This window comes from Streptomyces sp. NPDC005931 (assembly GCF_042871235.1).
Taxonomy (GTDB): Bacteria; Actinomycetota; Actinomycetes; order Streptomycetales; family Streptomycetaceae; genus Streptomyces.
Genome location: NZ_JBIAIG010000021.1, coordinates 82330 through 103202, shown reverse-complemented (window position 1 = coordinate 103202; position 20873 = coordinate 82330). Strand labels below are relative to the sequence as shown.

General features: G+C 73.2%; 19 protein-coding genes and 2 pseudogenes. 11 read left to right on the top strand and 10 right to left on the bottom strand.

Annotated elements, in window-relative coordinates; genetic code table 11:
• The 4 genes and pseudogenes from ACFYOV_RS31580 to ACFYOV_RS31565 form a co-directional block, all read right to left on the bottom strand.
• A pseudogene (locus tag ACFYOV_RS31580) lies at positions 1-311 on the bottom strand (glucose-6-phosphate isomerase); the annotation flags it as partial.
• Positions 304-1239, bottom strand: a complete 936-nt coding sequence (gene opcA / locus ACFYOV_RS31575; protein WP_389093651.1) for a glucose-6-phosphate dehydrogenase assembly protein OpcA — start codon at positions 1237-1239, stop codon at positions 304-306. The pseudogene ACFYOV_RS31580 and the gene opcA, both read right to left, overlap by 8 nt.
• On the bottom strand, positions 1236-2915 hold the full coding sequence (zwf, locus tag ACFYOV_RS31570; RefSeq protein WP_389093648.1) for a glucose-6-phosphate dehydrogenase: 1680 nt from the start codon (positions 2913-2915) through the stop codon (positions 1236-1238). Before zwf ends, opcA begins: the two co-directional genes overlap by 4 nt.
• Positions 2916-3744: 829 nt before the next feature.
• Positions 3745-5160, bottom strand: coding sequence for a glycoside hydrolase family 16 protein (locus ACFYOV_RS31565; RefSeq protein WP_389093645.1), 1416 nt, complete (start codon positions 5158-5160; stop codon positions 3745-3747).
• 818 nt (positions 5161-5978) lie between these two features.
• Here ACFYOV_RS31565 and ACFYOV_RS31560 point away from each other — a divergent pair.
• Both ACFYOV_RS31560 and ACFYOV_RS31555 read left to right on the top strand, forming a co-directional pair.
• Positions 5979-6113, top strand: a pseudogene (locus ACFYOV_RS31560) (ABC transporter ATP-binding protein); the annotation flags it as partial.
• A gap of 346 nt (positions 6114-6459) precedes the next feature.
• Positions 6460-7797 carry a 6-phospho-beta-glucosidase gene (locus tag ACFYOV_RS31555; protein WP_389093643.1) on the top strand — a complete coding sequence of 446 codons (1338 nt, stop codon included), beginning with the start codon at positions 6460-6462 and terminating at the stop codon, positions 7795-7797.
• A gap of 430 nt (positions 7798-8227) precedes the next feature.
• On the opposite strand, the gene ACFYOV_RS31550 is transcribed toward ACFYOV_RS31555, so the two are convergent.
• From ACFYOV_RS31550 to ACFYOV_RS31540, 3 genes are all read right to left on the bottom strand, one after another.
• The gene (locus tag ACFYOV_RS31550) at positions 8228-8353 is read right to left on the bottom strand and encodes a hypothetical protein (RefSeq protein ID WP_389093640.1); all 126 of its coding nucleotides are present in this window, start codon (positions 8351-8353) and stop codon (positions 8228-8230) included.
• Positions 8354-8585: 232 nt separating this feature from the next.
• A complete protein-coding gene (locus ACFYOV_RS31545) occupies positions 8586-9104 on the bottom strand; it encodes a hypothetical protein (protein WP_389093638.1) in 519 nt (172 codons plus the stop codon).
• Positions 9105-9287: 183 nt separating this feature from the next.
• Positions 9288-10529, bottom strand: coding sequence for an ATP-grasp domain-containing protein (locus ACFYOV_RS31540; protein ID WP_389093636.1), 1242 nt, complete (start codon positions 10527-10529; stop codon positions 9288-9290).
• A 279-nt stretch (positions 10530-10808) separates the two neighbouring features.
• Here ACFYOV_RS31540 and ACFYOV_RS31535 point away from each other — a divergent pair, with 279 nt between their 5' ends.
• Both ACFYOV_RS31535 and ACFYOV_RS31530 read left to right on the top strand, forming a co-directional pair.
• Entirely contained in the window at positions 10809-11672 is an 864-nt protein-coding gene (locus tag ACFYOV_RS31535; protein ID WP_389093633.1) for a metallophosphoesterase family protein, read from the top strand.
• Positions 11669-12346, top strand: coding sequence for a 4'-phosphopantetheinyl transferase (locus ACFYOV_RS31530; RefSeq protein ID WP_389093631.1), 678 nt, complete (start codon positions 11669-11671; stop codon positions 12344-12346). Before ACFYOV_RS31535 ends, ACFYOV_RS31530 begins: the two co-directional genes overlap by 4 nt.
• A gap of 190 nt (positions 12347-12536) precedes the next feature.
• On the opposite strand, the gene ACFYOV_RS31525 is transcribed toward ACFYOV_RS31530, so the two are convergent.
• From ACFYOV_RS31525 to ACFYOV_RS31515, 3 genes are all read right to left on the bottom strand, one after another.
• Positions 12537-12773, bottom strand: coding sequence for a hypothetical protein (locus tag ACFYOV_RS31525; RefSeq protein ID WP_389093629.1), 237 nt, complete (start codon positions 12771-12773; stop codon positions 12537-12539).
• Between the two features lie 207 nt (positions 12774-12980).
• Positions 12981-13520 carry a toxin-antitoxin system, toxin component gene (locus ACFYOV_RS31520; protein WP_389093668.1) on the bottom strand — a complete coding sequence of 180 codons (540 nt, stop codon included), beginning with the start codon at positions 13518-13520 and terminating at the stop codon, positions 12981-12983.
• A gap of 31 nt (positions 13521-13551) precedes the next feature.
• A complete protein-coding gene (locus ACFYOV_RS31515; RefSeq protein WP_389093626.1) occupies positions 13552-14208 on the bottom strand; it encodes a helix-turn-helix domain-containing protein in 657 nt (218 codons plus the stop codon).
• Positions 14209-14430: 222 nt separating this feature from the next.
• Here ACFYOV_RS31515 and ACFYOV_RS31510 point away from each other — a divergent pair, with 222 nt between their 5' ends.
• The 7 genes from ACFYOV_RS31510 (at position 14431) to ACFYOV_RS31480 (ending at position 20780) form a co-directional block, all read left to right on the top strand.
• Positions 14431-15090 carry a hypothetical protein gene (locus ACFYOV_RS31510; RefSeq protein WP_389093624.1) on the top strand — a complete coding sequence of 220 codons (660 nt, stop codon included), beginning with the start codon at positions 14431-14433 and terminating at the stop codon, positions 15088-15090.
• Between the two features lie 73 nt (positions 15091-15163).
• Positions 15164-16318 (top strand): NAD(P)/FAD-dependent oxidoreductase, encoded by a 1155-nt coding sequence (locus ACFYOV_RS31505; protein ID WP_389093621.1) that lies wholly within the window; start codon positions 15164-15166, stop codon positions 16316-16318.
• A 26-nt stretch (positions 16319-16344) separates the two neighbouring features.
• The gene (locus tag ACFYOV_RS31500) at positions 16345-16644 is read left to right on the top strand and encodes a (2Fe-2S)-binding protein (RefSeq protein ID WP_389093619.1); all 300 of its coding nucleotides are present in this window, start codon (positions 16345-16347) and stop codon (positions 16642-16644) included.
• Positions 16634-18163, top strand: a complete 1530-nt coding sequence (locus tag ACFYOV_RS31495; protein ID WP_389093616.1) for an FAD-dependent oxidoreductase — start codon at positions 16634-16636, stop codon at positions 18161-18163. Before ACFYOV_RS31500 ends, ACFYOV_RS31495 begins: the two co-directional genes overlap by 11 nt.
• On the top strand, positions 18160-19050 hold the full coding sequence (locus tag ACFYOV_RS31490) for a dihydrodipicolinate synthase family protein (RefSeq protein ID WP_389093614.1): 891 nt from the start codon (positions 18160-18162) through the stop codon (positions 19048-19050). The genes ACFYOV_RS31495 and ACFYOV_RS31490 overlap by 4 nt, the downstream gene beginning before the upstream one ends.
• A gap of 10 nt (positions 19051-19060) precedes the next feature.
• A complete protein-coding gene (locus tag ACFYOV_RS31485; RefSeq protein WP_389093611.1) occupies positions 19061-20062 on the top strand; it encodes a proline racemase family protein in 1002 nt (333 codons plus the stop codon).
• Positions 20063-20108: 46 nt separating this feature from the next.
• Positions 20109-20780: a GntR family transcriptional regulator gene (locus ACFYOV_RS31480; RefSeq protein ID WP_389093666.1), complete on the top strand. Its 672-nt coding sequence runs from the start codon at positions 20109-20111 to the stop codon at positions 20778-20780.
• The last annotated feature ends 93 nt before the right edge of the window (positions 20781-20873 follow it).

Below are 20873 nucleotides of genomic sequence, written 5' to 3'. Positions count from 1 at the left end.
GCCCTGAGCGCGGTGTGCAGCACCGCACGGTTCTCGGTGGTGTTGATCCGCTCGCCGCGGAACATGGCGTCGCGCAGCCCGAACACGTCGGTCGCTGCGGCCAGTTCCCGCAGCAGGGCCAGCGTCTCGTCGGTGACCAGGTGCTTGGAGTAGTCGATGCGCAGGTCACCCACCCGCACTACGTACCGTTCCGCGCGGGAGGGGTCCTCGGCGAACAGCTCCCGCAGGTCCGGCCGGGCCAGTGTGTCCGTGCGGTGGTTCTCCAGTTCCGCCCACTCGGGGCGGCGGGTCGGCTCGGGAGTGTCAGGCATGAGCGGGTACCTCCTCGGCGGCCTCGCCCCGCAGGGCGATCTCGTACATCTCGTCGGCGTCGAGGCGCCTGAGCTCCTCGGCGATCAGTTCCGACGTGGGCCGGACCTTCAGCGCCAGCCGGCGCGAGGGCTGGCCCGGCAGGTGCAGCGTGGCCAGCGGCCCCTCGGGACGGTCGATGACGATCTCACCGTCAGCGGTGCCCAGCCGTACGCCCGTGACGACCGGCCCGGCGGTCTCCACCCGCTCGACCTGCACCCTCAGCCGCGCTTCCAGCCAGCGCGCCAGCAGCTCGGCGCTGGGATTGTCGGCCTCGCTCTCCACCGCCGCCGAGGTCACCGTCAGCCGCGCCTGGTCCAGGGCCGCCGCCAGCATCGAGCGCCACGGGGTCAGCCGGGTCCAGGCCAGGTCGGTGTCGCCGGGGGCGTAGGAACGCATCCGGGTCTCGAGGACCTCCAGCGGGTTCTCCACCGCGTACAGGTCGGTGATCCGGCGCTGGGCCAGCGCCCCGAGCGGGTCCTTCGACGGGTTGCCGGGCGCGTCCGCGGGCCACCACACCACCACAGGCGCGTCCGGCAGCAGCAGCGGCAGCACCACCGAGTCGGCGTGCTCGGAGACCTCGCCGTAGGTGCGCAGCACGACCGTCTCGCCGGTGCCGGCCTCCGAGCCGACGCGCACCTCCGCGTCCAACCGGGGATGGGTGCGCTCGCGCGGGGTACGGGCGTGCCGCTTGATGACGACGAGGGTGCGCGAGGGATGCTCGTGCGACGCCTCCTCGGCCGCCTTGATGGAGTCGTAGGCGTTCTCCTCGTCCGTGACGATCACCATCGTCAGGACCATGCCCACGGCCGGGGTGCCGATGGCGCGGCGTCCCTGCACCAGCGCCTTGTTGACCTTGCTTGCCGTGGTGTCGGTCAGGTCGATCTTCATGGCCTGCGCCAGCTCCGTCCGTCTCGTGCGAGCATCTCGTCGGCTTCCGCGGGTCCCCAGCTGCCCGAGGCGTACTGGGCGGGCCTGCCGTGCGAGGCCCAGTACTCCTCGATCGGGTCGAGGATCTTCCACGACTCTTCCACTTCCTGGTGACGGGGGAACAGGTTGGCGTCCCCCAGCAGGACGTCCAGAATGAGCCGTTCGTAGGCCTCCGGACTGGACTCGGTGAACGACTCGCCGTACGCAAAGTCCATCGTCACGTCCCGGATCTCCATCGAGGTCCCCGGCACCTTGGAGCCGAAGCGGACCGTCATGCCCTCGTCCGGCTGGACCCGGATGACGACCGCGTTCTGGCCGAGTTCCTCGGTGGCCGTCGTGTCGAAGGGGGAGTGCGGCGCCCGCTGGAAGACCACCGCGATCTCGGTGACCCGGCGGCCGAGCCGCTTGCCGGTGCGCAGGTAGAAGGGGACGCCCGCCCAGCGGCGGTTGTCGATGCCCAGCTTGATCGCAGCGTAGGTGTCGGTGGTGGAGGACGGGTCGATGCCGTCCTCCTCCAGGTAACCGCACACCTTCGCGCCGCCCTGCCAGGCCGCCGCGTACTGCCCGCGCACGGTGTGCCGCCCCAGGTCCTCGGGCAGCCGCACCGCGCGCAGCACCTTGAGCTTCTCGGTGAGCAGCGAGGTGGCGTCGAAGGAGGCGGGCTCCTCCATCGCGGTGAGCGCCAGCAGCTGGAGCAGGTGGTTCTGGATGACGTCCCGGGCTGCGCCGATCCCGTCGTAGTAACCCGCGCGGCCGCCGATGCCGATGTCCTCGGCCATCGTGATCTGCACGTGGTCCACGAAGGACCGGTTCCAGATCGGCTCGAACATCTGGTTCGCGAAGCGCAGCGCCAGGATGTTCTGGACCGTCTCCTTGCCCAGGTAGTGGTCGATGCGGAAGACCTGCTCCGGGTCGAACACCTCGTGCACGATCGCGTTCAGTTCTTCGGCCGACGTCAGATCGTGCCCGAACGGCTTCTCGATCACCGCGCGCCGCCAGGATCCCCCGGGGGAGTCGGCCAGTCCGTGCTTCTTCAGCTGCTGGACGACCTTCGGGAAGAACTTCGGCGGTACGGAGAGATAGAAGGCGTAGTTGCAGCTGGTGCCCCGAGCGGTGTCCAACTCGTCGACAGCCGAGCGTAGTTGCTTGAACGCCGAATCGTCGTCGAAGTCGCCCGGCACGAACCGCATGCCCTCGGTGAGCTGCTGCCAGACCTCCTCGCGGAAGGGGGTGCGGGCGTGCTCCTTGACGGCGTCGTGCACCACCTGGGCGAAGTCCTGGTCCTCCCAGTCCCGCCGGGCGAAGCCCACCAGCGAGAAGCCCGGCGGCAGCAGACCCCGGTTGGCGAGGTCGTACACGGCCGGCATCAGCTTCCTGCGGGACAGGTCGCCGGTCACCCCGAAGATGACGAGCCCGGACGGCCCGGCGATCCGGGGCAGCCGGCGGTCCCGGGGGTCGCGCAGGGGGTTGGCCCAGCCGGCGGTCGCAACGGGACGGGCCGGGAGGGCTCCCGTGCGGCCCTCGGGCGCGGTCGGGGTGCGCGCGGGATCCTCTCGCGCGCTCTCCGTCGTGTCCGCGTGCTGCTCCTGCCCGGTCACCGGTGTCTCCTCCCGCGGTTCGGTCGTCTCCTCGGTCATTCAGGGTCAACTCCCTCGCTGTTCGGGGACGTCGTCACCGCGTCGAGCAGGTGGGCCGGTCCGTGTGCGGCGCCGTCCTACGGGACCGCGGGTCTCGAGTCGGCGTCGGCGTTCCACGGGACCGCCGGAATTCGTCCCGGGGGCGGCGCGCGCGACCGGGACGGCCCCGTACGGGGTGTCCCCGGACGCCGGGCCTCTCGGCCCTCCCGCCGGTACGGCTTCGGTCACTTTGATCAACCTTTTTCCGGCGGTCGCCACAACCACGCGCGGCGACCGGGGATTCCCGGGCCGGAGTGGCGGCGCCCCCCGGGACGGGCGGGCGAGGCGATGGGTCCTGCGTCACTTCTGAACCCGTACCACGCCGGGGCCTGTCCGCCCTCGATCGCAACGCGGGCGGCCACGGACGGCGGTACGACCCGCCTCCGGTGGACGCGCGGTCGTCGGCGTCGGCGTGCTGGTCTTCACGGACACCTCGATCCCGGTGAAGGACTGCGGTCATGCGTTCAACGGTAAAAGTATGACTTATCTGTGCTGTAGTCCGCGGCGTGGCAGCCCCGTCCGGGCGGGATGTGGCACCCCGCGGTGACACCGTCCCACCCCCTTCTTGCGGACGGCGAGTACCGCGGAACCGTCCCGGCCATGCAGACGAGCGAGCCATGCAGACGAGCGAGCCATGCAGACGAGCGAGGCGGCCGTGCCAACCGCAGAACCGGGGCCGACTGGGGCCTGGGGCCGGCGCGGGCATGCGAAAAGGGGCTCCACGCGCGCGTGGAGCCCCTCTCCCGGCCGGGGAGGACGGGATGTGTGTGTGGGGGAAGGACCGTGCCGGTCAGTGACCGAAGGTGAACCAGTTGACGTTCACGAAGTCGGCGGGCTGGCTGCTGGTGAAGGTCAGGTAGACGTCGTGGGTGCCCGTCACGGCGCTGATGTTCGCCGGGATCGTCCGCCACGACTGCCAGCCGCCCGTGTTGCCGACCGCGAAGCTGCCGACCGGGGCGTTGCTCCGGCTGTCCAGCCGCACCTCGACCAGTCCGCTCACCCCGGAGCCCGCGCCGCTCGCCACCCGCGCGGAGAACTGCCGGGCCGGGTCGGAGCCGAAGTCGACGCCCCTGTAGTGCAGCCAGTCGCCGTTGGCCAGCGCTCCCAGGTTCCGGCCTCCGCCCGTGTCCGAGGTCGGCTCCGTGATCGTGCCGGACTGGGTGTCGTACGACTCGGCCTGGATCGTTCGGTAGGCGTCACGACTGCCGGACGGCGGGGGAGTGGTGCCGCCCCCACCGGAGGTCAGCACCTGGACGTAGTCGACGAGCATCGAGTGGCCGGGCTGGGTGCCGGCGTCCGGGCCGCCGCCGAAGGCGTCCGGGAAGCCGCCGCCCATCGCCACGTTGAGGATGATGAAGTAGCCGTGGTTGGTGGCGTTCGTCCAGGTCGTCGCGTCGACCTGGTTGGCGCGCACGGTGTGGTGGTTGACGCCGTCGAGGTAGAAGCGGATCTCCTCCACGCTGGTCGAGCGGTCCCACTCCATCCGGTACGTATGGAAGCCCGCCTGGCAGGTCGTCCCCTGACAGGTCGTCGAACCGCCGATGCCGCTGGTCTCGTTGCAGGGACCGCCCGGTGAGGTGCCGCAGTGCATGGTGGCGAACACCGTGTTCATACCCTGGGTGTTCTCCATGATGTCCAGCTCGCCGACCGACGGCCAGTTCCAGTAGTTGCCCCGGTAGGGGGAGCCGAGCATCCAGAAGGCCGGCCAGTAGCCCCTGGCCGCGGCGCCGGTCACGTTGGGCACCTGGATGCGGGACTCGACGCGCAGCGTGCCGCCGGCCGGGGGCTGGAAATCGGTGCGGTTGGTCTCGATCCGGCCGGAGGTCCAGTTGCCGGCGGCGTCACGGCGCGGGGTGATGCGGAGGTTGCCGTTGCCGTCGAGCGAGACGTTGTCCGTGCTGGACGTCATGGTCTCGATCTCGCCGGTGCCCCAGTTGGCGGGGCCGCCGGGGTAGCCCTTGCCGGTCGCGTACCGCCAGTCAAACGTGTTGACGCCGCTGCCCGCGGGGCCCTGGAAGTCGTCGAGGAAGACCTGGGTCCAGCCCGACGGGGGAGGCGGCGCGGACGCGCTGGCGGACGGGGTCGCGACGGTGGCCGCGGTCACGGCGAGGCCGAGCGTGGCGGCCACGGCGAGCAGCGCCCGCCGCAGCGGCCGGGTTCTGCGGGAGGCATGGGCGGTACGGGGTATGCCGGAGGTGTCGCTCATGTGGGGAGCCTCTCGGGTACGGATGGGGGATGCGCGGGGCGTGATCGAGAGCTCTTCAATCCCTTGAGAGCGCTCTCACAGTGACGTCAATGTGCTCCACCGCCGGTCGGCCGTCAAGAGGTGTAACCGTGAAAGACCTTGCGTGCCGCGCGAGTTCATCTCATGAAAGGCGTGAATGGGCGCAAGCGTGCCCGTCCTTGACGCCCGGACCCGGCGTCCGGTCGGGATCCGGGCGCCGCGCCCTGTCCCGCCACTCGGCCGCACCGGCACGCCCTCCCGGGAAGTGGTCCGGCCCGCCAACGGAGACGCCGGCCACACGTCCGATGGGGCGCACGCGGTGCCGTCGGCGGACGCATGAGCGACTTCCCCGTGCGGCGGCGGACCGGAACGGCATGACGGCACCCGCCGTCTCGGACGTCCAGACCTTCGCAGGTCCCCTCGGTGGTGCCGCCTCCGCCCCCTCCTCGTGCGGACCGAACCGGTCGTGCGCGCGACGCCGGGACGCCGGTTCCACCCGGCGTGGCGTCCGGCATGGACGGCGTGGCGGGGAGGAGGAGCATGCGGACCACGGTCGCGTCGATCAGTACGGCCAGGGTGCGCCCGAGGCCGATGGGGAGAACGAGGGGGAATCCGCCCGTCATGAAGGCGCGGAAGACGACGGCGAGCAGTGGCGGGGCACGGAGTGCACCGGCCGCGCGGGGATCGGGACCGACACGGTCGAGGCCGTCGCGAACGCCGCCCGGGGCCGTTCGCAGCAGCGGTACGGCCGCGGCGGTGGCGCGCAGCCGTCCCCCGCTTGCTCAGCCGGCCGTCGCCCCCCGCGGCACGTCCCGGAGGTCGCCGCGCTGCGGGACCGGGACGTCGAGTCGGGCCGCTGCCGGCCGCTGGGCCTGATGCCCGGGGAGGCCCGCACGGTGGTTGCCACCGTCATCGGCGGCGCCGCCTCCGCCGCCCGGAAGACTTCACGCCCGTCACGTGGAAAGGCCCGCTGGAGGAGCCCGTGAACAGTGCGGGAGCGGCCAGGGCGGTGTCCACGGCGTGGGGAACGCCGCGTGCCGGTGGGGGACAGGACTGGGCGAGGGCCACATCGCAGGGACACGGCCGATCCCGGGCACTCGCGGATGGCGGGCTCACGGAGGGCGGGTACCTCGCGGACCGTGGGGACATGAGCGGCTCCTCGGAGCGGGGGCCGTTCCAGTTCGCGCGTGGCAGGGAGCCGGTCCTCACCGGCGCCAGGGATATCGGGGATGATCCGGAGGCGAAGTAGGTGAGCGACGGGGCGGCGGAAGGGGCGCGGACGTGAGGCTGACGATTCTGGGCGGCGGAGGATTCCGCGTGCCGCTGGTGTACGGGGCGCTCCTCGGGGACCGTGCCGAGGGCCGGGTGACCCGGGTCGTCCTGCACGACCTGGACGAGCGGCGACTGCGTGCGATCGCCCGGGTCCTGGCCGAACAGGCCGCCGCGGTGCCCGACGCGCCCACGGTGACCGCCACCACGGATCTGGACGAGGCGCTGCGCGGCGCGGACTTCGTCTTCTCCGCGATCCGGGTCGGTGGCCTCGAGGGCCGGGCGCAGGACGAGCGCGTCGCCCTCGCCGAAGGCGTCCTCGGTCAGGAGACGGTCGGCGCGGGCGGCATCGCCTACGGTCTGCGCACTGTCCCCGTCGCCGTCGGCATCGCCCGGCGCGTGGCCCGCCTCGCCCCCGACGCGTGGGTCATCAACTTCACCAACCCCGCGGGACTGGTCACCGAGGCCATGTCCCGCCACCTCGGCGACCGGGTGATCGGCATCTGCGACTCACCGGTCGGCCTCGGCCGGCGCATCGCCCGGGTGCTCGGCGCGGACCCGAAGCAGGCGTGGATCGACTACGTCGGTCTCAACCACCTCGGCTGGGTGCGCGGCCTGCGCGTCACCGGCCGCGACCGGCTGCCGGACCTGCTCGCCGACCCCGACCTGCTCGGCTCCTTCGAGGAGGGAAGGCTCTTCGGCGCGGACTGGCTGCGCTCCCTGGGCGCGGTCCCCAATGAGTACCTGCACTACTACTACTTCAACCGCGAGACCGTGACGGCCTACCGGCAGGCCGAGCGGACCCGAGGGGCCTTCCTGCTCGACCAGCAGTCCCGGTTCTACGCCGGGACGGGTGACCCGGACACCTCCGCCCTGGAGTCGTGGGAACGGACCCGGGCGGAGCGTGAGGCCACCTACATGGCCGAGAACCGCGAAACGGCCGGCGCCGGCGACCGCGAGGAGGACGACCTGTCCGGCGGCTACGAGAAGGTGGCCCTCGCCCTGATGCGGGGCATCGCCCGGGACGAGCGGACCACGCTGATCCTCAACGTCCGCAACCGGCACACGCTCGGGGCGCTGGACGCGGAGGCGGTGATCGAAGTGCCCTGCCTGGTGGACGCGAGCGGGGCGCATCCCGTCTCCGTGGATCCGCTGCCGGACCACGCCACCGGACTGGTCTGCGCGGTCAAGGCCGTCGAACGCGAGGTGCTGTCCGCCGCGGAATCGGGATCCCGTGCGACCGCGGTCAAGGCGTTCGCGCTGCATCCGCTGGTCGACTCGGTGAACGTCGCCCGCCGGCTGGTGGACGGCTACACCGCCGTGCACCCCGGTTTGGCGTATCTGCTGTAGCAGCGCCTGCGGAGCCGACCTGCTTCGGGTCGGCCGGTCGCCCCCCGTGACAGCGGCCGACCGACCCGAGCCCCCCGTTCTCTCCCCCGTGCTTCCCCCGTTCCCCCCGCTCCCGCCGTGCTTCCCGTGGCGGGTCCCCCGTTACCTACACCCCTTAAGAGCGCCTGACCCGCTCCCTGATACACCTCTGGCAGAAATACTTTTCCCGCAGCACAGAACGGGTTCCGGTGGGAACGCCTTCCGCGGAGCCGGTCGAGCACGCCGGCCCTGCCGCTCCGGTGTCCTGACGGGGCGCTGCCCCCTGCCGGCGTCTGCGGTTGCTCAGTCGAAGACGTCCCAGAGGTCCAGCCGGGGCCTGCCTCGTCGCCGGGGCGGGACCGAACGGCACCCACAGCGCGATCCCGATCACCGGCCAGGCGACAGCGTCGCCCTACGACCGGATCAGCCCGCCGTCCACCAGGTACAGGGCACCGAAGACCACCACCCACTTCGCTGTCATCCGCCGGAATCCGCTGCCCTGCCGGTACAGGACCTGTCGCTTCCCCGTCATCGCCATGCCCGCACGCTGTCCGCCGCCCGGCCGCGCACCGTGGGCGCCTTCGCCGACGCGGGGCGGACGGAGCCACCGGCGCCACGGTGGGCTTTCTGCGCCTCGCCGCCGAGACCCCGCTTCGGGAGGGCGTCAGCGGTGACGCGGAAACGGTCGTCGGGGTGCTCGGCCACCGGCCTCACGCGCCGGGCCGGCAGGCGGTGGACGGGATGAGCCCGTGTCGAGGACGTGGTGGAGCTCATCCCCGTCCCCGTCCCACCGTCCGGTGCCGCTTCGCGTACGACCAGGTCACCGCGGTCATCAGAGCCGGGACGGCGAACAGCGGGGCGAAGGCGAACGCCCAGACGGTCTGTGCCGTACCGCTCGACATGTACGTCCGGCTCTCGACGCTGAGGGCGACCACGAGTTGCCACACCGCCACCAGAACCAGGACGCCCGAGGCGGTCCAGGCCAGCGGGGCGAGAACCGTGGGGCGCAGTGGCCTCCACCGGTCGCTGACGAGCAGCAGCGGAAACAGAGCGGCCAACTCGGTGAGGACGGACAGACCGACGACGTACGCGATGCCCCAGCCCGGGATGTCGAAGACATCGCGCAGTACCCGGTCGCTGTAGCCCACGGGCACACCGGATGCCATGGCGATGCGCCAGAAAACGGACGGGACGGCGCACAGCGCGACGGCGTGGGCGGCGCGGCGGGCCCACACAGGCGCCGGCGCGATGGCGGGCAGAGGGGTGGTCGCTGTCGTCATGATGGTCATGCTGGTCCTGGACGCGGCGGCCACGCCTCGTCCGCCGCGGCGGACCGTATCCGCCGTGCGGATGAGGGCGTACCCCCTCAGGGAGGACCTGAGGAGGGCTCAGCCGCGTCGCGTGCCAAGTCGTCCGGCCGTCCGGCGAGCGAGGACGTCGCGACCGGTCCGCTGAACGTCGCGGTCACAGCATCAGGCGGGCGCCCCGGCCGCCGCGTCCGCGGCCTCGGCGCCGGCCGGCCGCGTACCGGGGGCCGTCATCGGTTCGGCAACCGCCACCGGTCCGGCGAGCGGCCGGGGTTCCGTGGCCGACAGCGGTTCACCGACCGGTCTCCGGGCGGGCGGTGCCGCCGCAGCCGGTACGGCGCCCAGTGCGGGGGCCGGCAGCCCCGGCCCCCGCTGCGGCAGCGACAGGGGGCGCAGCGGGCGTGGCCCGGACACCACCGTGTAGTCCTGCCCCAGGAACGGCGGAACCACCTCGCCCGGGTCCTCGCCCAATGCCAACTGCACAGCCAGCCAAGGTGCGTTGACTCCGCACAGCGACAGCTGGTGCAGCCCGCCGGCCGGGCGGGTGTTGACGTCCATCAGGACGGGCTGCTCGCCGAACATCCGGAACTGGATGTTGGAGAGATGGTGCAGGCCGAAGCCCTCCGCGATCCGTCGCGCCGGCTCCAGCCACCGCTCGTCCAGCGTGAAGCCCCGGCGGCGGCCGTTCTTGGTGCGGCCGATCGCCATCCGGACCCGGTCGTCGGTACCGGTCAGGCAGTCCACCGACACCTCCGGCTGCTCGAGGCGCGGCATCACCAGCCAGTCCACCGGCTCCCCGGTCTGCCGCAGCGCGTCCAGCACCAGATCGAGCGGCACGTAGGGGCTGGGGAAGCCGTCGAGCTGGGCCAGCGAGAACGGGGAGCGTGTGATCACACGGAAGCCCACCCCGCCCGCTCCCGACGCCGGCTTGAAGCAGGCCCGGTGCCCCCGGCTCTCCAACTCTTGGACAGCCGACACGAGTTCGTCCGGGGAGCGGACCCGCCACCATGGCGGCACCGGCACGCCGATCGTCTGCACGGCCTCGTAGGCGATCACCTTGTCCTGGAACACCGCCACCGCCTCGGGCGGCGGCGCCAGCAGTGCGGTGCCGGCCGCCTCGAACTCGGCCCGGTGGGCCACGACCGCCGCCTGGTGCAGCCGGGGCACGAACACGTCGATGCCCCGGCGCCTGCACTGGGCGAGCGCGTACTCGACGTACGCGGCCGGGGACAGGCCTTCCGGTTCGAGGTCGGCGGTGTCGGCGGCGGCCAGCACGGGCGAGTCGGGGTCGCCGTGGGTGGCGTGGATCTCGACGGCCCGGTCGCTGGGATTTCTCCGCAGCTGATCCATGAAGAACACGTTCTCCGCGTACGTGCGGTTGAGCCAGACGCGTACGCAAGAGACCATGCAGGCCGCCTTTCCACGGTTCGCGGGCAGGGCTCGGCGGCCCGTGCCCGGGCAGACGTATGGAGGGTCACCGAACCGCCCCGTGCGAGGGCCCCATGGCGGTGGTGTCGCGCAGATCATACGGCTTCGGACGGGACTTCCGTGCAACGCGCGTGTTACGGCTCCTTCCGGTCGTCACCGCCCCGGCGCCATCCGGCTCACCGGGGGAAAAGCCGTCCTTGTCCCGACGGCGCGGATGTGATCTCGTGGAGTCCCGTACGTGCTTCAGGGGGGCGACGAGTGACGTCTACGGCCGGTGGCGGCGGCGCGCAGCTGTGGGCCATCAGCGATCTGCACATCGGCTACGCCGAGAACCGCGCCCTGGTCGAACGGATGCACCCCGAGTCGGACGACGACTGGCTGCTCGTCGCCGGGGACGTCTCGGAGACCGTGGAGGACATCCGCTGGGCCCTGAAGACCCTCGCGGGCCGATTCGCCAAGGTCGTCTGGGCGCCCGGCAACCACGAACTGTGGACGCACCCGAAGGACACGGTCACGCTGCGCGGCGTCGCCCGCTACGAGCACCTGGTCGAACAGTGCCGTGAACTCGGCGTGCTCACACCGGAGGACCCCTACCCGGTCTGGGACGGCCCGGGCGGCCCGGTGGCCGTCGCCCCGCTGTTCCTGCTGTACGACTACTCGTTCCTGCCGGCCGGCTGCGCCACCAAGGACGAGGGGCTGGCCTACGGGTACGGCACCGGTGTGGTGTGCACCGACGAGCAGCTGCTGCACCCCGATCCGTACCCGAGCCGGGAGGCCTGGTGCCGGGCGCGGGTCGAGCACACCGAACGCCGGCTCGCCGCCCTGCCGGACGGGCTGCCCGTGGTCCTCGTCAACCACTATCCCCTGCACCGCCATCCGACGGACGTCCTGTGGTACCCGGAGTTCGCCATGTGGTGCGGCACGACACTGACCGCCGACTGGCACCGGCGGTACCCCGTCCACACGATGGTCTACGGGCACCTCCACATCCCGCGCACCACCCGACAGGACGGGGTCCTCTTCGAGGAGGTGTCCGTGGGCTACCCGAGGGAGTGGCGCAAGCGGGAGCGGCCGCCCGGACGGCTGCGCCGGATCGTGCCCGGGGAGGACGGAAACCGGTGATCGAGGAACTGCTGCCCGAGACGGTGGTCGCGGTGGAGGCGTACGGCACCGAGGGCGCCGACGCCCCGCTGTACCCCGAGGAGGAGGCGCTGATGGCCAAGGCCGTCGACAAGCGCCGCCGGGAGTTCGCCGCGGTACGCTCCTGCGCCCGGCGGGCGATGGAGAAGCTGGGTGTGCCGGCGCGGCCGGTGCTGCCCGGGGAGCGCGGGGCGCCGGGCTGGCCGGCCGGGCTCACCGGCAGCATGACCCACTGCGACGGCTACTGCGCCGCCGCGCTGGTCCGTGCCGTCGACCTGGCCTCCCTCGGGATCGACGCGGAGATCCACGGTCCACTGCCCGAGGGCGTGCTGTCCGCGATCGCGCTGCCTGCCGAGGCGCAGCGGCTCGCCCGACTGGCCGCGCTGCGGCCCGAGGTGCACTGGGACCGGCTGTTGTTCAGCGCCAAGGAGTCCGTCTACAAGGCGTGGTTCCCCCTCACCGGCCGGTGGCTGGACTTCACCGAGGCCGACATCGAACTCCTCCCCGGCCCCGGCGACCTGCCCCAGGGCACCTTCCGGGCCGCCCTCCTGGTCCCGGGCCCCCAGGTGGGCACGCGCCGCGTCGAGCACTTCGAGGGCCGCTGGACCGCGGCGCGGGGCCTGGTGACGACGGCGGTGGCGGTGCCGCACGGCTGAACCGCGGGGCGGGAGCGGGCCGGTCGGCGCCGGCCGGCGCGCCGAGCCGGTGAGTGCGGCCCCCGGGCACCGCTCGGGCGGCGGTCGCCGAGGGGGCGGCGTCGGCACGCACGGCGGCCGTGCGCCCCGCGATCGCCGCGCGGTGGCTGCTCCTTCGCCGGCCGTGGCCGGTGCGGCCCGCCCGGCTCGGTCACGGCTCCGGGCACCACGCGCGCAGCATGCCGAAGAACTCCGCCTCGTTGCCGCTCAGTCCCGCCCGTTCCAGTGCCGCCTCCGCCTCCGCGAGCACCGCGGGCGGCACCAGCGGGGGGCGGGGCCGGTCCGGGGAACCGGTCTCCGTGTCGAAGGCGGCGCGGACCGTGTGCAGCAGGCGCAGATAGGCCTGGACGGCGGTGCGCTCGCGGTCGGTCAGTACGGCGGTATGCATCGCTCGGCTCTCCCCGTGATCCGTGGTCGACGGCCTCACGTCCCGCGCTGGACGGGACGCACCTCCAGCTTGCCGTCCGCCACTGACAATCGGGCGGCGCCGCACGGCGGTTCGCCCACCCGGGGCAGAGGTCCCCGAGACGGGCACGCACCGACGGATACGCACCTCACGGCTCGCACGCCGGGGAGCGGGGCGTGGCCGTGCCCCTCAGCCCTGGGGCCCCAGGTACCCGAGCGACGCCTCGATCCGGCCCGCCAGGTGGTCGCGCTGCACCGGTCCCCGCAGCGACGAGCCCGCCAGCCAGGTGCGGCACTTGCTGGCGAGCAGCAGGCCGAAGGCCTCCGCCTCCTTCTCGTCCGCGAGATCGAAGCGGGTGCGGGCGGCGACCTTCAGCACCGTCGCCCGCAGGGCCTCCTCGTCGGTGTCCCCGCCGAGCAGTCGGGTCGCCACCTCGGCGCCCTGGACGTGGTGGCCACAGTGTCCGGCCTTCATGTGCCACAGTTCGTGCCCCAGGATCACCAACTGGTGGTCCGGGGCGGTGCGTTCCTCGACCACCACGAGGTCCCGGTCGGCCATGTCGAGCCACAGGCCGCTGGCGGTACCGGGTGGGAAGGCCGCTGTGCGGAAGAGCACCGGTCGCCCGCGCCGTCTGCTCATCCCGTCGCACAGGGCCGCGTACAGATCGGCGGGCCGTGCCGGGACGGGAAGTGTCAGCTCCGCGACCAACTCGCCGCACAAGCGGCGCATTTCCCTACCGATGCCCACGCTTCTCCCCAGGTCAGGACTCGGGCCGCTTGACGCTCTCCAGGAGCATGTCCAGCCATTCCGCGACCTTGTCGCGGTGCTGGTCGGTGGGCAGTTGCGCGGCCCGCCAGGCGATGCCGCGCACGCCGTGGTCCTGGAGCAGCCGTTCCAGCGGGTCGTCGGCCGCCGCAGCGGCGGCCCGCTCGCGGTCCGCGAGCCGCTGGAGCAGTTCCTGCTCGGTGTGCTGGAGGGCGCTCGCCAGTGCCTCGGGGTCCTCGGCCGTGAGGAAACCGGCGTGCACCCGGAAGAACCGCTGGATGGCGTCGCAGTGCTCCATGGTGGGTCGCCGGTCGCCGTTGATCAGCGCCCCGGCCTGCTGCCGGGACATGCCCGCGCCGTCGGCGATCTCCTGCTGGGTGTACTTGCGGCCGTTCGGCTTGAGTCGGGTGCGGCGCAGCAGGTCGAGCCGCTGCACGAACCGCGCCTGCACATCGGGCTCGCCCGCGGGCCGACCGCTCAGCAGCACCCGGACCACGGGTTCCGGGACGCCGGAGGCCACGGACAGCCGGCCGACGTCGAAGACCTCCGCCTGCGGTACGCCGAGCCGGTCGGCGAGTGCGGTGACGCGGGCGACGACGGCCGGCAGCGCGGTCGTCGGCGCGGTGCCCGGACCCTCGAAGCCACCCGTCACCGACAGATCTCCTACGTCTCTCACAGGCCTCTCACAGCGGGTCGCCGTGAACTTCACGGAGACTAGCCGCTGCCGTGAACCCGCATCCAGGTCTCGCCACAACTGTGGCCAATTTCAGCCGTCAACAGACGAGGAATGCCACGATAGTTGACACGCGTTGCGCAGGGCAGCAGGATCGGGGCGCCGCGTCAGGGCCGCACAGGCAAGAGGGGTGACCTCCCGATGGCACATCAGGCAGGAGGGCAGCGGCCGGCACCGCGGCCCGCCCCCGCATCTCCCGAGGCCCAGGCCTATCTGGAGGACTACACCGCGTTCCTCGAGTCCGTTCCCTTCCCCTCCCTGGTGATCGACCACCGCTGGGACGTGCTGCTGACCAACAGTGCTTTCCGGACACTTTTCCGGGAGGCCGGCCCGCACCCGACGGCCATGCCCGCCGACAACTTCCTGCGCTTCGTGCTCTTCCACCCGGACGCCGCCACGGTGCTCGGCGACCACGAGGCGAGCTGGTGCCTGCCGATGCTGGCCCACTTCGCCAAGACCGTCGAGCGGTACGGCCACGACCACGGGCTCCAGGCCATCCGCCGCGACATCGCACAGGACCCCATCATGGAGGCCGCTTACCGGCACGGCCTGCCGCACTGGCTTCGGGTCGTCGGCGAGGAGGCCGCCGAACACGACGGCGCGGTACGCCCGTTGCTGCATCCCGACCCGCGCTGGGGCGCCACCGACTGCCGCATCGTCGTGGAGGCACCCCGGACCCTCGAGGACATGGGCTGCACCCGGGTGACGCTGGTCCTGCGCGAGACGCAGCGCGCCCCGTCCGGGGCCCGCAGGTCACGCCGCACCGCCTCCCACCTCAGGGTCGTCCCGGTCGCCGACTGACCGGCCCCGCCCCGCGCCGACCGGCCTTGTCCGCCGTCTTCCCCGCGTGAGTGCCGTGTGACATAGTACTGGCGTGAGCGAGCCGCTGACCTGCGATGTCGTCGTGGTGGGCGCCGGGATGGTGGGCGCCGCGTGCGCCCTGTACGCGGCCCGGTCGGGCCTGGACGTGATCGTGGTGGACCGTGGCCCGGTGGCTGGCGGCACGACCGGCGCGGGCGAGGGCAACCTCCTCGTCTCCGACAAGGCACCCGGCCCCGAACTCGAACTGGCGCTGCTGTCCCTGCACCTGTGGAGCGAGCTCGCCGACGAGCACGGCACGGCGGCCGAGTACGAACCCAAGGGCGGTCTCGTCGTCGCCGGGACACCCCGGGCGCTCGACGCGCTGGAGCAGTTCGCCGCAGGGCAGCGGGTCGCCGGGGTGGAGGCCGCGCCCGTCCCCGCCGACGGGCTCCGTGACCTGGAACCGCACCTGGCACCCGGACTCGCGGGCGGCGTCCACTACCCGCAGGACGCACAGGTGATGCCCGCCCTGGCCGCCGCCCACCTCCTGCGTGCCTCCGGTGCCCGGCTGTTCACCGGCCGGGAGGTGACCCGGGTCCTGTGCACCGCCGACGGCACGGTGCGCGGGGTGCGCACCGACCGGGGTGACCTGCACGCCCCGGCGGTCGTGAACGCCGCAGGCGCCTGGGGCGCCGAACTCGCCGCCCGGGCGGGGGTGTTCCTGCCCGTCCTGCCCAGACGCGGCTTCGTCCTGGTCACCGAGCCCCTGCCGCCCCGCATCCGTCACAAGGTGTACGCCGCCGGCTACGTGGCCGACGTCGCCGGCGACTCGGCGGCGCTCCGGACGTCCCCGGTGGTGGAGGGCACGGCCGCGGGGCCGGTGCTGATCGGCGCCAGCCGCGAGCGGGTCGGCTTCGACCGGTCCCTCTCGCTGGCGGCGGTGGGGGCCCTGGCTGCCGGAGCGACCCGACTGTTCCCTTTCCTGACCGGCGTGCGGGCGCTGCGGACGTACGCGGGATTCCGGCCGTACCTGCCCGACCACCTGCCCGCGGTCGGCCCCGACCCCCGCGCGCCCGGGCTGTTCCACGCCTGCGGGCACGAGGGCGCGGGCATCGGGCTGGCCACCGGCACCGGGCACCTGATCGCCCAGGCGCTGACCGGGCAGCCACCGGACCTCGACCTCGCACCCTTCCGGCCCGACCGCTTCTCCGAGGAGGCCGAGCAGTGAATCCACTTCTCCGAGGAGGCCGAGCAGTGAATCCACCGCAGTCCACGGGGACGGGCGGCGACGGCGCCTTCACGGTCACGTTCGACGGGCGGCCCGTGGCGGCGCTGCCCGGCCGGACGGTCGCCGCGGTGCTGTGGTCCGCGGGCATCACCTCCTGGCGCTCCACCCGGGGCGAGGAACGCCCGCGCGGTGTCTTCTGCGGGATCGGCGTGTGCTTCGACTGCCTGGTCACCGTCAACGACCGCCCCAACCTGCGCGCCTGTCTGATCACCGTCCGGCCGGGCGACGCGATCCGCTCCCAGGAAGGGACGGGACATGCGCACTGATCTCGCGGTGATCGGCGCGGGACCGGCGGGACTCGCCACGTCGCTTGCGGCGGCCGCCCGCGGCGTACGGGTCGCGCTGATCGACGCGGCGCCGGCGGCCGGCGGGCAGATCCACCGGCAGCCCCCGGCCGGGGCAGGGGTGCGGCGCCCCGGCGATCGCGCCTGGCGGCGGCTCCGGGACGGACTGGCGAGCAGTTCGGTGCGCATGCTGACGGATCATCAGGTCTGGTGCGTGGAGCGGACACCGGACGGCTTCACCGTCCACGCGCTGTGCGGCGCGGAGCGGGAGGACCCCGCCGAGGTGCATGCCACGGCCGTGCTCCTCGCCACCGGTGGTCACGAGACCGTACTGCCCTTTCCCGGCTGGACCCTCCCCGGCGTCGTCACGGCAGGTGGCGCGCAGGCCATGCTCAAGGGCTCGCTCGTGGTGCCGGGGCGCACGGCCGTGGTCGCCGGAACCGGGCCGCTGCTGCTGTCGGTGGCGACGGGGTTCGCCGGGGCGGGCGTGCGGGTCATCGCGCTCGTCGAGTCCGCGGACCCCAAACGTCTCGTGCGCTACGGCGGTCCGCTCGCCGTGAAGCTGCCCGAGGGCGCCGGCCACGCCGCCCGGCTGCTGCGCCACCGCGTCCCCTTCCTCGCCCGGCACACCATCGTCCGCGCCCACGGCGCCGACCGCCTCACCGGCGTCACCGTCGCCGCGCTCGACCCGCACGGCCGGGTCCGGGCCGGCACCGAGCGCCACCTGCACTGCGACACCCTGGCCGTCGGCCACGGCATGCTGCCGCACACCGACCTCGCCGAGGGCCTCGGCTGCCGCCTCGACGGGCTCACCGTGGCCGTCGACGCGGAACAGCGCACCGACGTGCCAGGGGTCTGGGCGGCCGGCGAGACCACGGGCATCGGCGGCGCGTCCCTCGCCCTCGCCGAGGGACACATCGCCGGCCGCTCGATCGCCGCCCGGCTGCGGGGCACCGCACCCGACCCGCGGGAGTGGGCGCCGGCCGCCGGGGTCCGGGCGAGGATGCGGAGGTTCGCCGCGGCCCTGGACGCCGTGCACGCCCCGCCCGCCCGCTGGGCCGACCGGGTCACCGACGACACCGTGGTCTGCCGCTGCGAGGAGGTCCACGCCGGTGCCGTGCGCGCAGCGGTGGCGGAACTCGGCGCGGGCGACCTGCGCACGGTGAAGCTGCTGACCCGGGCCGGCATGGGCTGGTGCCAGGGCCGGATGTGCGCACCGGCGGTCGCGGGTGTCGCCGGGTGCGAACTCACCCCGTCCCGACGTCCGTTCGCCTGCCCCGTACCGCTGGGCGTGCTCGCCCGCCGGCACCGCGACCCTGCCGGACCGCACAGCCCCGAGAGCGCTCCCGCAGGCCCGGCCGCGACGGAAAGCCGCTGTCCGGGCCGGGACCCGGCCGGGGGCGGACATTCGGCCGCCGACTCGGCGGGCGTTCCCCCGGGACCCGGCCCGGCCGAGAGAGACCCGGCATGCTCCCGACGTACCGAGGAAGGACCCTCATGACCGAGCACCGCCCTTGGCGCGGCGTACTCGTCGCCACCGCGCTGCCGCTGGACGACGACCTCGGCGTCGACTACGACCGCTACGCCGAGCACTGCGCCTGGCTGGTGGACAACGGTTGCGACGGCGTCGTCCCCAACGGTTCCCTGGGCGAGTACCAGGCGCTCACCCCGGAGGAGCGCGCCGGAGTCGTCGAGACGGCCGTCGCCGCGGTCGGCGGGGAGCGCGTCATGCCCGGTGTCGCCGCCTACGGCAGCGCCGAGGCCCGCCGCTGGACCGAACAGGCGGCCGAGGCCGGATGCCGGGCGGTGATGCTGCTGCCGCCCAACGCCTACCGCGCCGACGAGCGCTCCATCCTCGCCCACTACGCCGAGGCCGCCCGCGCAGGGCTCCCCGTCGTCGCCTACAACAACCCGATCGACACCAAGGTCGATCTCGTGCCCGAACTGCTCGTCCGGCTCCACGGCGAGGGACACATCCACGCCGTGAAGGAGTTCTCCGGGGACGTCCGCCGGGCGTACCGCATCGCCGAACTCGCTCCCGAGCTGGACCTGTTGATCGGCGCGGACGACGTCGCGCTGGAACTCGCCGTCGCCGGGGCCAGGGGCTGGGTGGCCGGTTGCGCGAACGCCCTGCCCCAGGTCTGCGTGGAGCTGTACCGCGCGGCCGCCGCCGGTGACCTCGGCGCCGCCCTGCCGCTGTACCGGCGGCTGCATCCGCTGCTGCGCTGGGACTCGCGGGTGGAGTTCGTCCAGGCGATCAAGCTCTCGATGGACCTCGCCGGCCGGTACGGCGGCCCCTGCCGCCCACCCCGGACGCCCCTGGAGCCCGGACAGGAAGAGGCCGTCCGCACGGCCACCGAGAAGGCCCTGGCGGCCGGATCCGCGTAGGGAGGCGATCATGCGCAGCAAGCTCGTCCTGCACGCCGTCGACTCGCACACCGAGGGCATGCCGACCCGCGTGATCACCGGCGGCATCGGCACCCTCCCCGGTGCGACCATGAACGAGCGGCGGCTGTACTTCCGCGAACAGCGCGACGACATCAGGAAGTTGCTGATGAACGAGCCACGCGGGCACGCCGCGATGAGCGGGGCGGTCCTGCAGCCGCCGACCCGGCCCGACTGCGACTGGGGCGTCGTCTACATCGAGGTCTCCGGCTGTCTGCCGATGTGCGGTCACGGCACGATCGGCGTGGCGACGGTCCTGGTGGAGACTGGCATGGTGGAGGTCACCGAGCCTGTCACGACCATCCGGCTGGACACCCCCGCCGGGGTCGTCGTCGCGGAGGTGGCGGTGCGGGACGGTGCCGCGAAGGCCGTGACCCTGCGCAACGTCCCGTCGTTCGCCGTCGCCCTCGACCGTGAGGCCACCCTGGCCGACGGGCGGACCGTGACGTACGACCTTGCCTTCGGCGGCAACTTCTACGCGATCCTGCCGCTGGGCCGGCTCGGCCTGCCCTTCGACCGGTCGCGCAAGGGCGAGATCCTGGCGGCGGCGCTGTCGCTGATGCACGCCGTCAACTCCGCACAGGAACCCGTGCATCCGGAGGATCCGACGATCCGCGGCTGCCACCACGTCTACCTGGCCGGCCCCGGGTCCACCGCCCGTCACTCGCGGCACGCCATGGCCATCCACCCCGGCTGGTTCGACCGCTCGCCCTGCGGCACCGGGACCAGCGCCCGCATGGCCCAGCTCCACGCGCGTGGTGAGCTGCCCCTGGACACGGAGTTCGTGAACGAGTCCTTCATCGGCACCCGGTTCACCGGGAGACTGCTCGGTACGACCGTGGTCGCCGGCCGGCCGGCCGTGGAGCCCGCGGTCACGGGCCGGGCGTGGATCACCGGGACGGCGCAGTACCTGCTGGACCCGGAGGACCCGTTCCCGGCCGGGTTCGTGCTGTGAACGCCGTGGACAATGGTTCGTGGACGAGAGGAAGACGACGATCACCATGACCCCGCAGCCCGGTCCCGCCCTGCCCGACCTCGGCGGTCGCGCCCCCAGTTACCGTGAGCGGGTCGCGGACGCGCTCCGGGCCGCGCTGATCGCCGGGGAACTGCGCCCGGGGCAGGTGTACTCGGCCCCCGCGCTCGCCGCCCGCTTCGGCGTCTCCGCCACCCCGGTGCGCGAGGCCATGCTCGACCTCGCCAAGGAGGGATTGGTCGACACCGTGCCCAACAAGGGGTTCCGCGTCACCGCCGTCTCCGACCGGCAGCTCGACGAGTACACCCACGTCCGTGCCTTGATCGAGATCCCGACGACCACGGAACTGGCCGCCACCGCGGACCCGGTGGCCCTTGAGGCGCTGCGCCCGGTCGCCGAGGAGATCGTCGCCTCCGCCCGCGGCGGTGACCTCATCGCGTACGTCGGGGCCGACCTGCGCTTCCACCTCGGGCTGCTGGCGCTCGCCGGCAACGGCCACCTCGTGGAGGTCGTCCGGGACCTGCGGCGGCGCTCCCGGCTGTACGGGCTGACCGCACTGGTGGCGCAGGGACGGCTGGAGGCGTCGGCCGAGGAGCACCTGGAGATCCTGGACGCGCTGCTCGCGCGGGACACGGACGCCGTGCGGGCCGCGATGACGCGCCACCTGGGCCATGTCCGGGGTCTGTGGGCCGCCCCCTGACGGCGGCCCCTCGCCATCGTCCGCGCCCACCGCAGGCCCGGTGCGCGAGGGCCGGCAGGTCACCTCCCGTACCGACGGCCTTCACACGGTCGC

What these genes read in the sequence shown, in the direction of transcription:
- ACFYOV_RS31480 (WP_389093666.1), top strand. Translation starts at nt 20,109, where the DNA reads ATGACCCCGCAGCCCGGTCCCGCCCTGCCCGACCTCGGCGGTCGCGCC.
- ACFYOV_RS31540 (WP_389093636.1), bottom strand. Translation starts at nt 10,529, where the DNA reads ATGGTCTCTTGCGTACGCGTCTGGCTCAACCGCACGTACGCGGAGAAC.
- ACFYOV_RS31550 (WP_389093640.1), bottom strand. Translation starts at nt 8,353, where the DNA reads ATGGCGATGACGGGGAAGCGACAGGTCCTGTACCGGCAGGGCAGCGGA.
- ACFYOV_RS31490 (WP_389093614.1), top strand. Translation starts at nt 18,160, where the DNA reads ATGACCGAGCACCGCCCTTGGCGCGGCGTACTCGTCGCCACCGCGCTG.
- opcA (WP_389093651.1), bottom strand. Translation starts at nt 1,239, where the DNA reads ATGAAGATCGACCTGACCGACACCACGGCAAGCAAGGTCAACAAGGCG.
- ACFYOV_RS31545 (WP_389093638.1), bottom strand. Translation starts at nt 9,104, where the DNA reads ATGACCATCATGACGACAGCGACCACCCCTCTGCCCGCCATCGCGCCG.
- ACFYOV_RS31520 (WP_389093668.1), bottom strand. Translation starts at nt 13,520, where the DNA reads ATGCGCCGCTTGTGCGGCGAGTTGGTCGCGGAGCTGACACTTCCCGTC.
- ACFYOV_RS31495 (WP_389093616.1), top strand. Translation starts at nt 16,634, where the DNA reads ATGCGCACTGATCTCGCGGTGATCGGCGCGGGACCGGCGGGACTCGCC.
- ACFYOV_RS31510 (WP_389093624.1), top strand. Translation starts at nt 14,431, where the DNA reads ATGGCACATCAGGCAGGAGGGCAGCGGCCGGCACCGCGGCCCGCCCCC.
- ACFYOV_RS31525 (WP_389093629.1), bottom strand. Translation starts at nt 12,773, where the DNA reads ATGCATACCGCCGTACTGACCGACCGCGAGCGCACCGCCGTCCAGGCC.
- ACFYOV_RS31565 (WP_389093645.1), bottom strand. Translation starts at nt 5,160, where the DNA reads ATGAGCGACACCTCCGGCATACCCCGTACCGCCCATGCCTCCCGCAGA.
- ACFYOV_RS31485 (WP_389093611.1), top strand. Translation starts at nt 19,061, where the DNA reads ATGCGCAGCAAGCTCGTCCTGCACGCCGTCGACTCGCACACCGAGGGC.
- zwf (WP_389093648.1), bottom strand. Translation starts at nt 2,915, where the DNA reads ATGACCGAGGAGACGACCGAACCGCGGGAGGAGACACCGGTGACCGGG.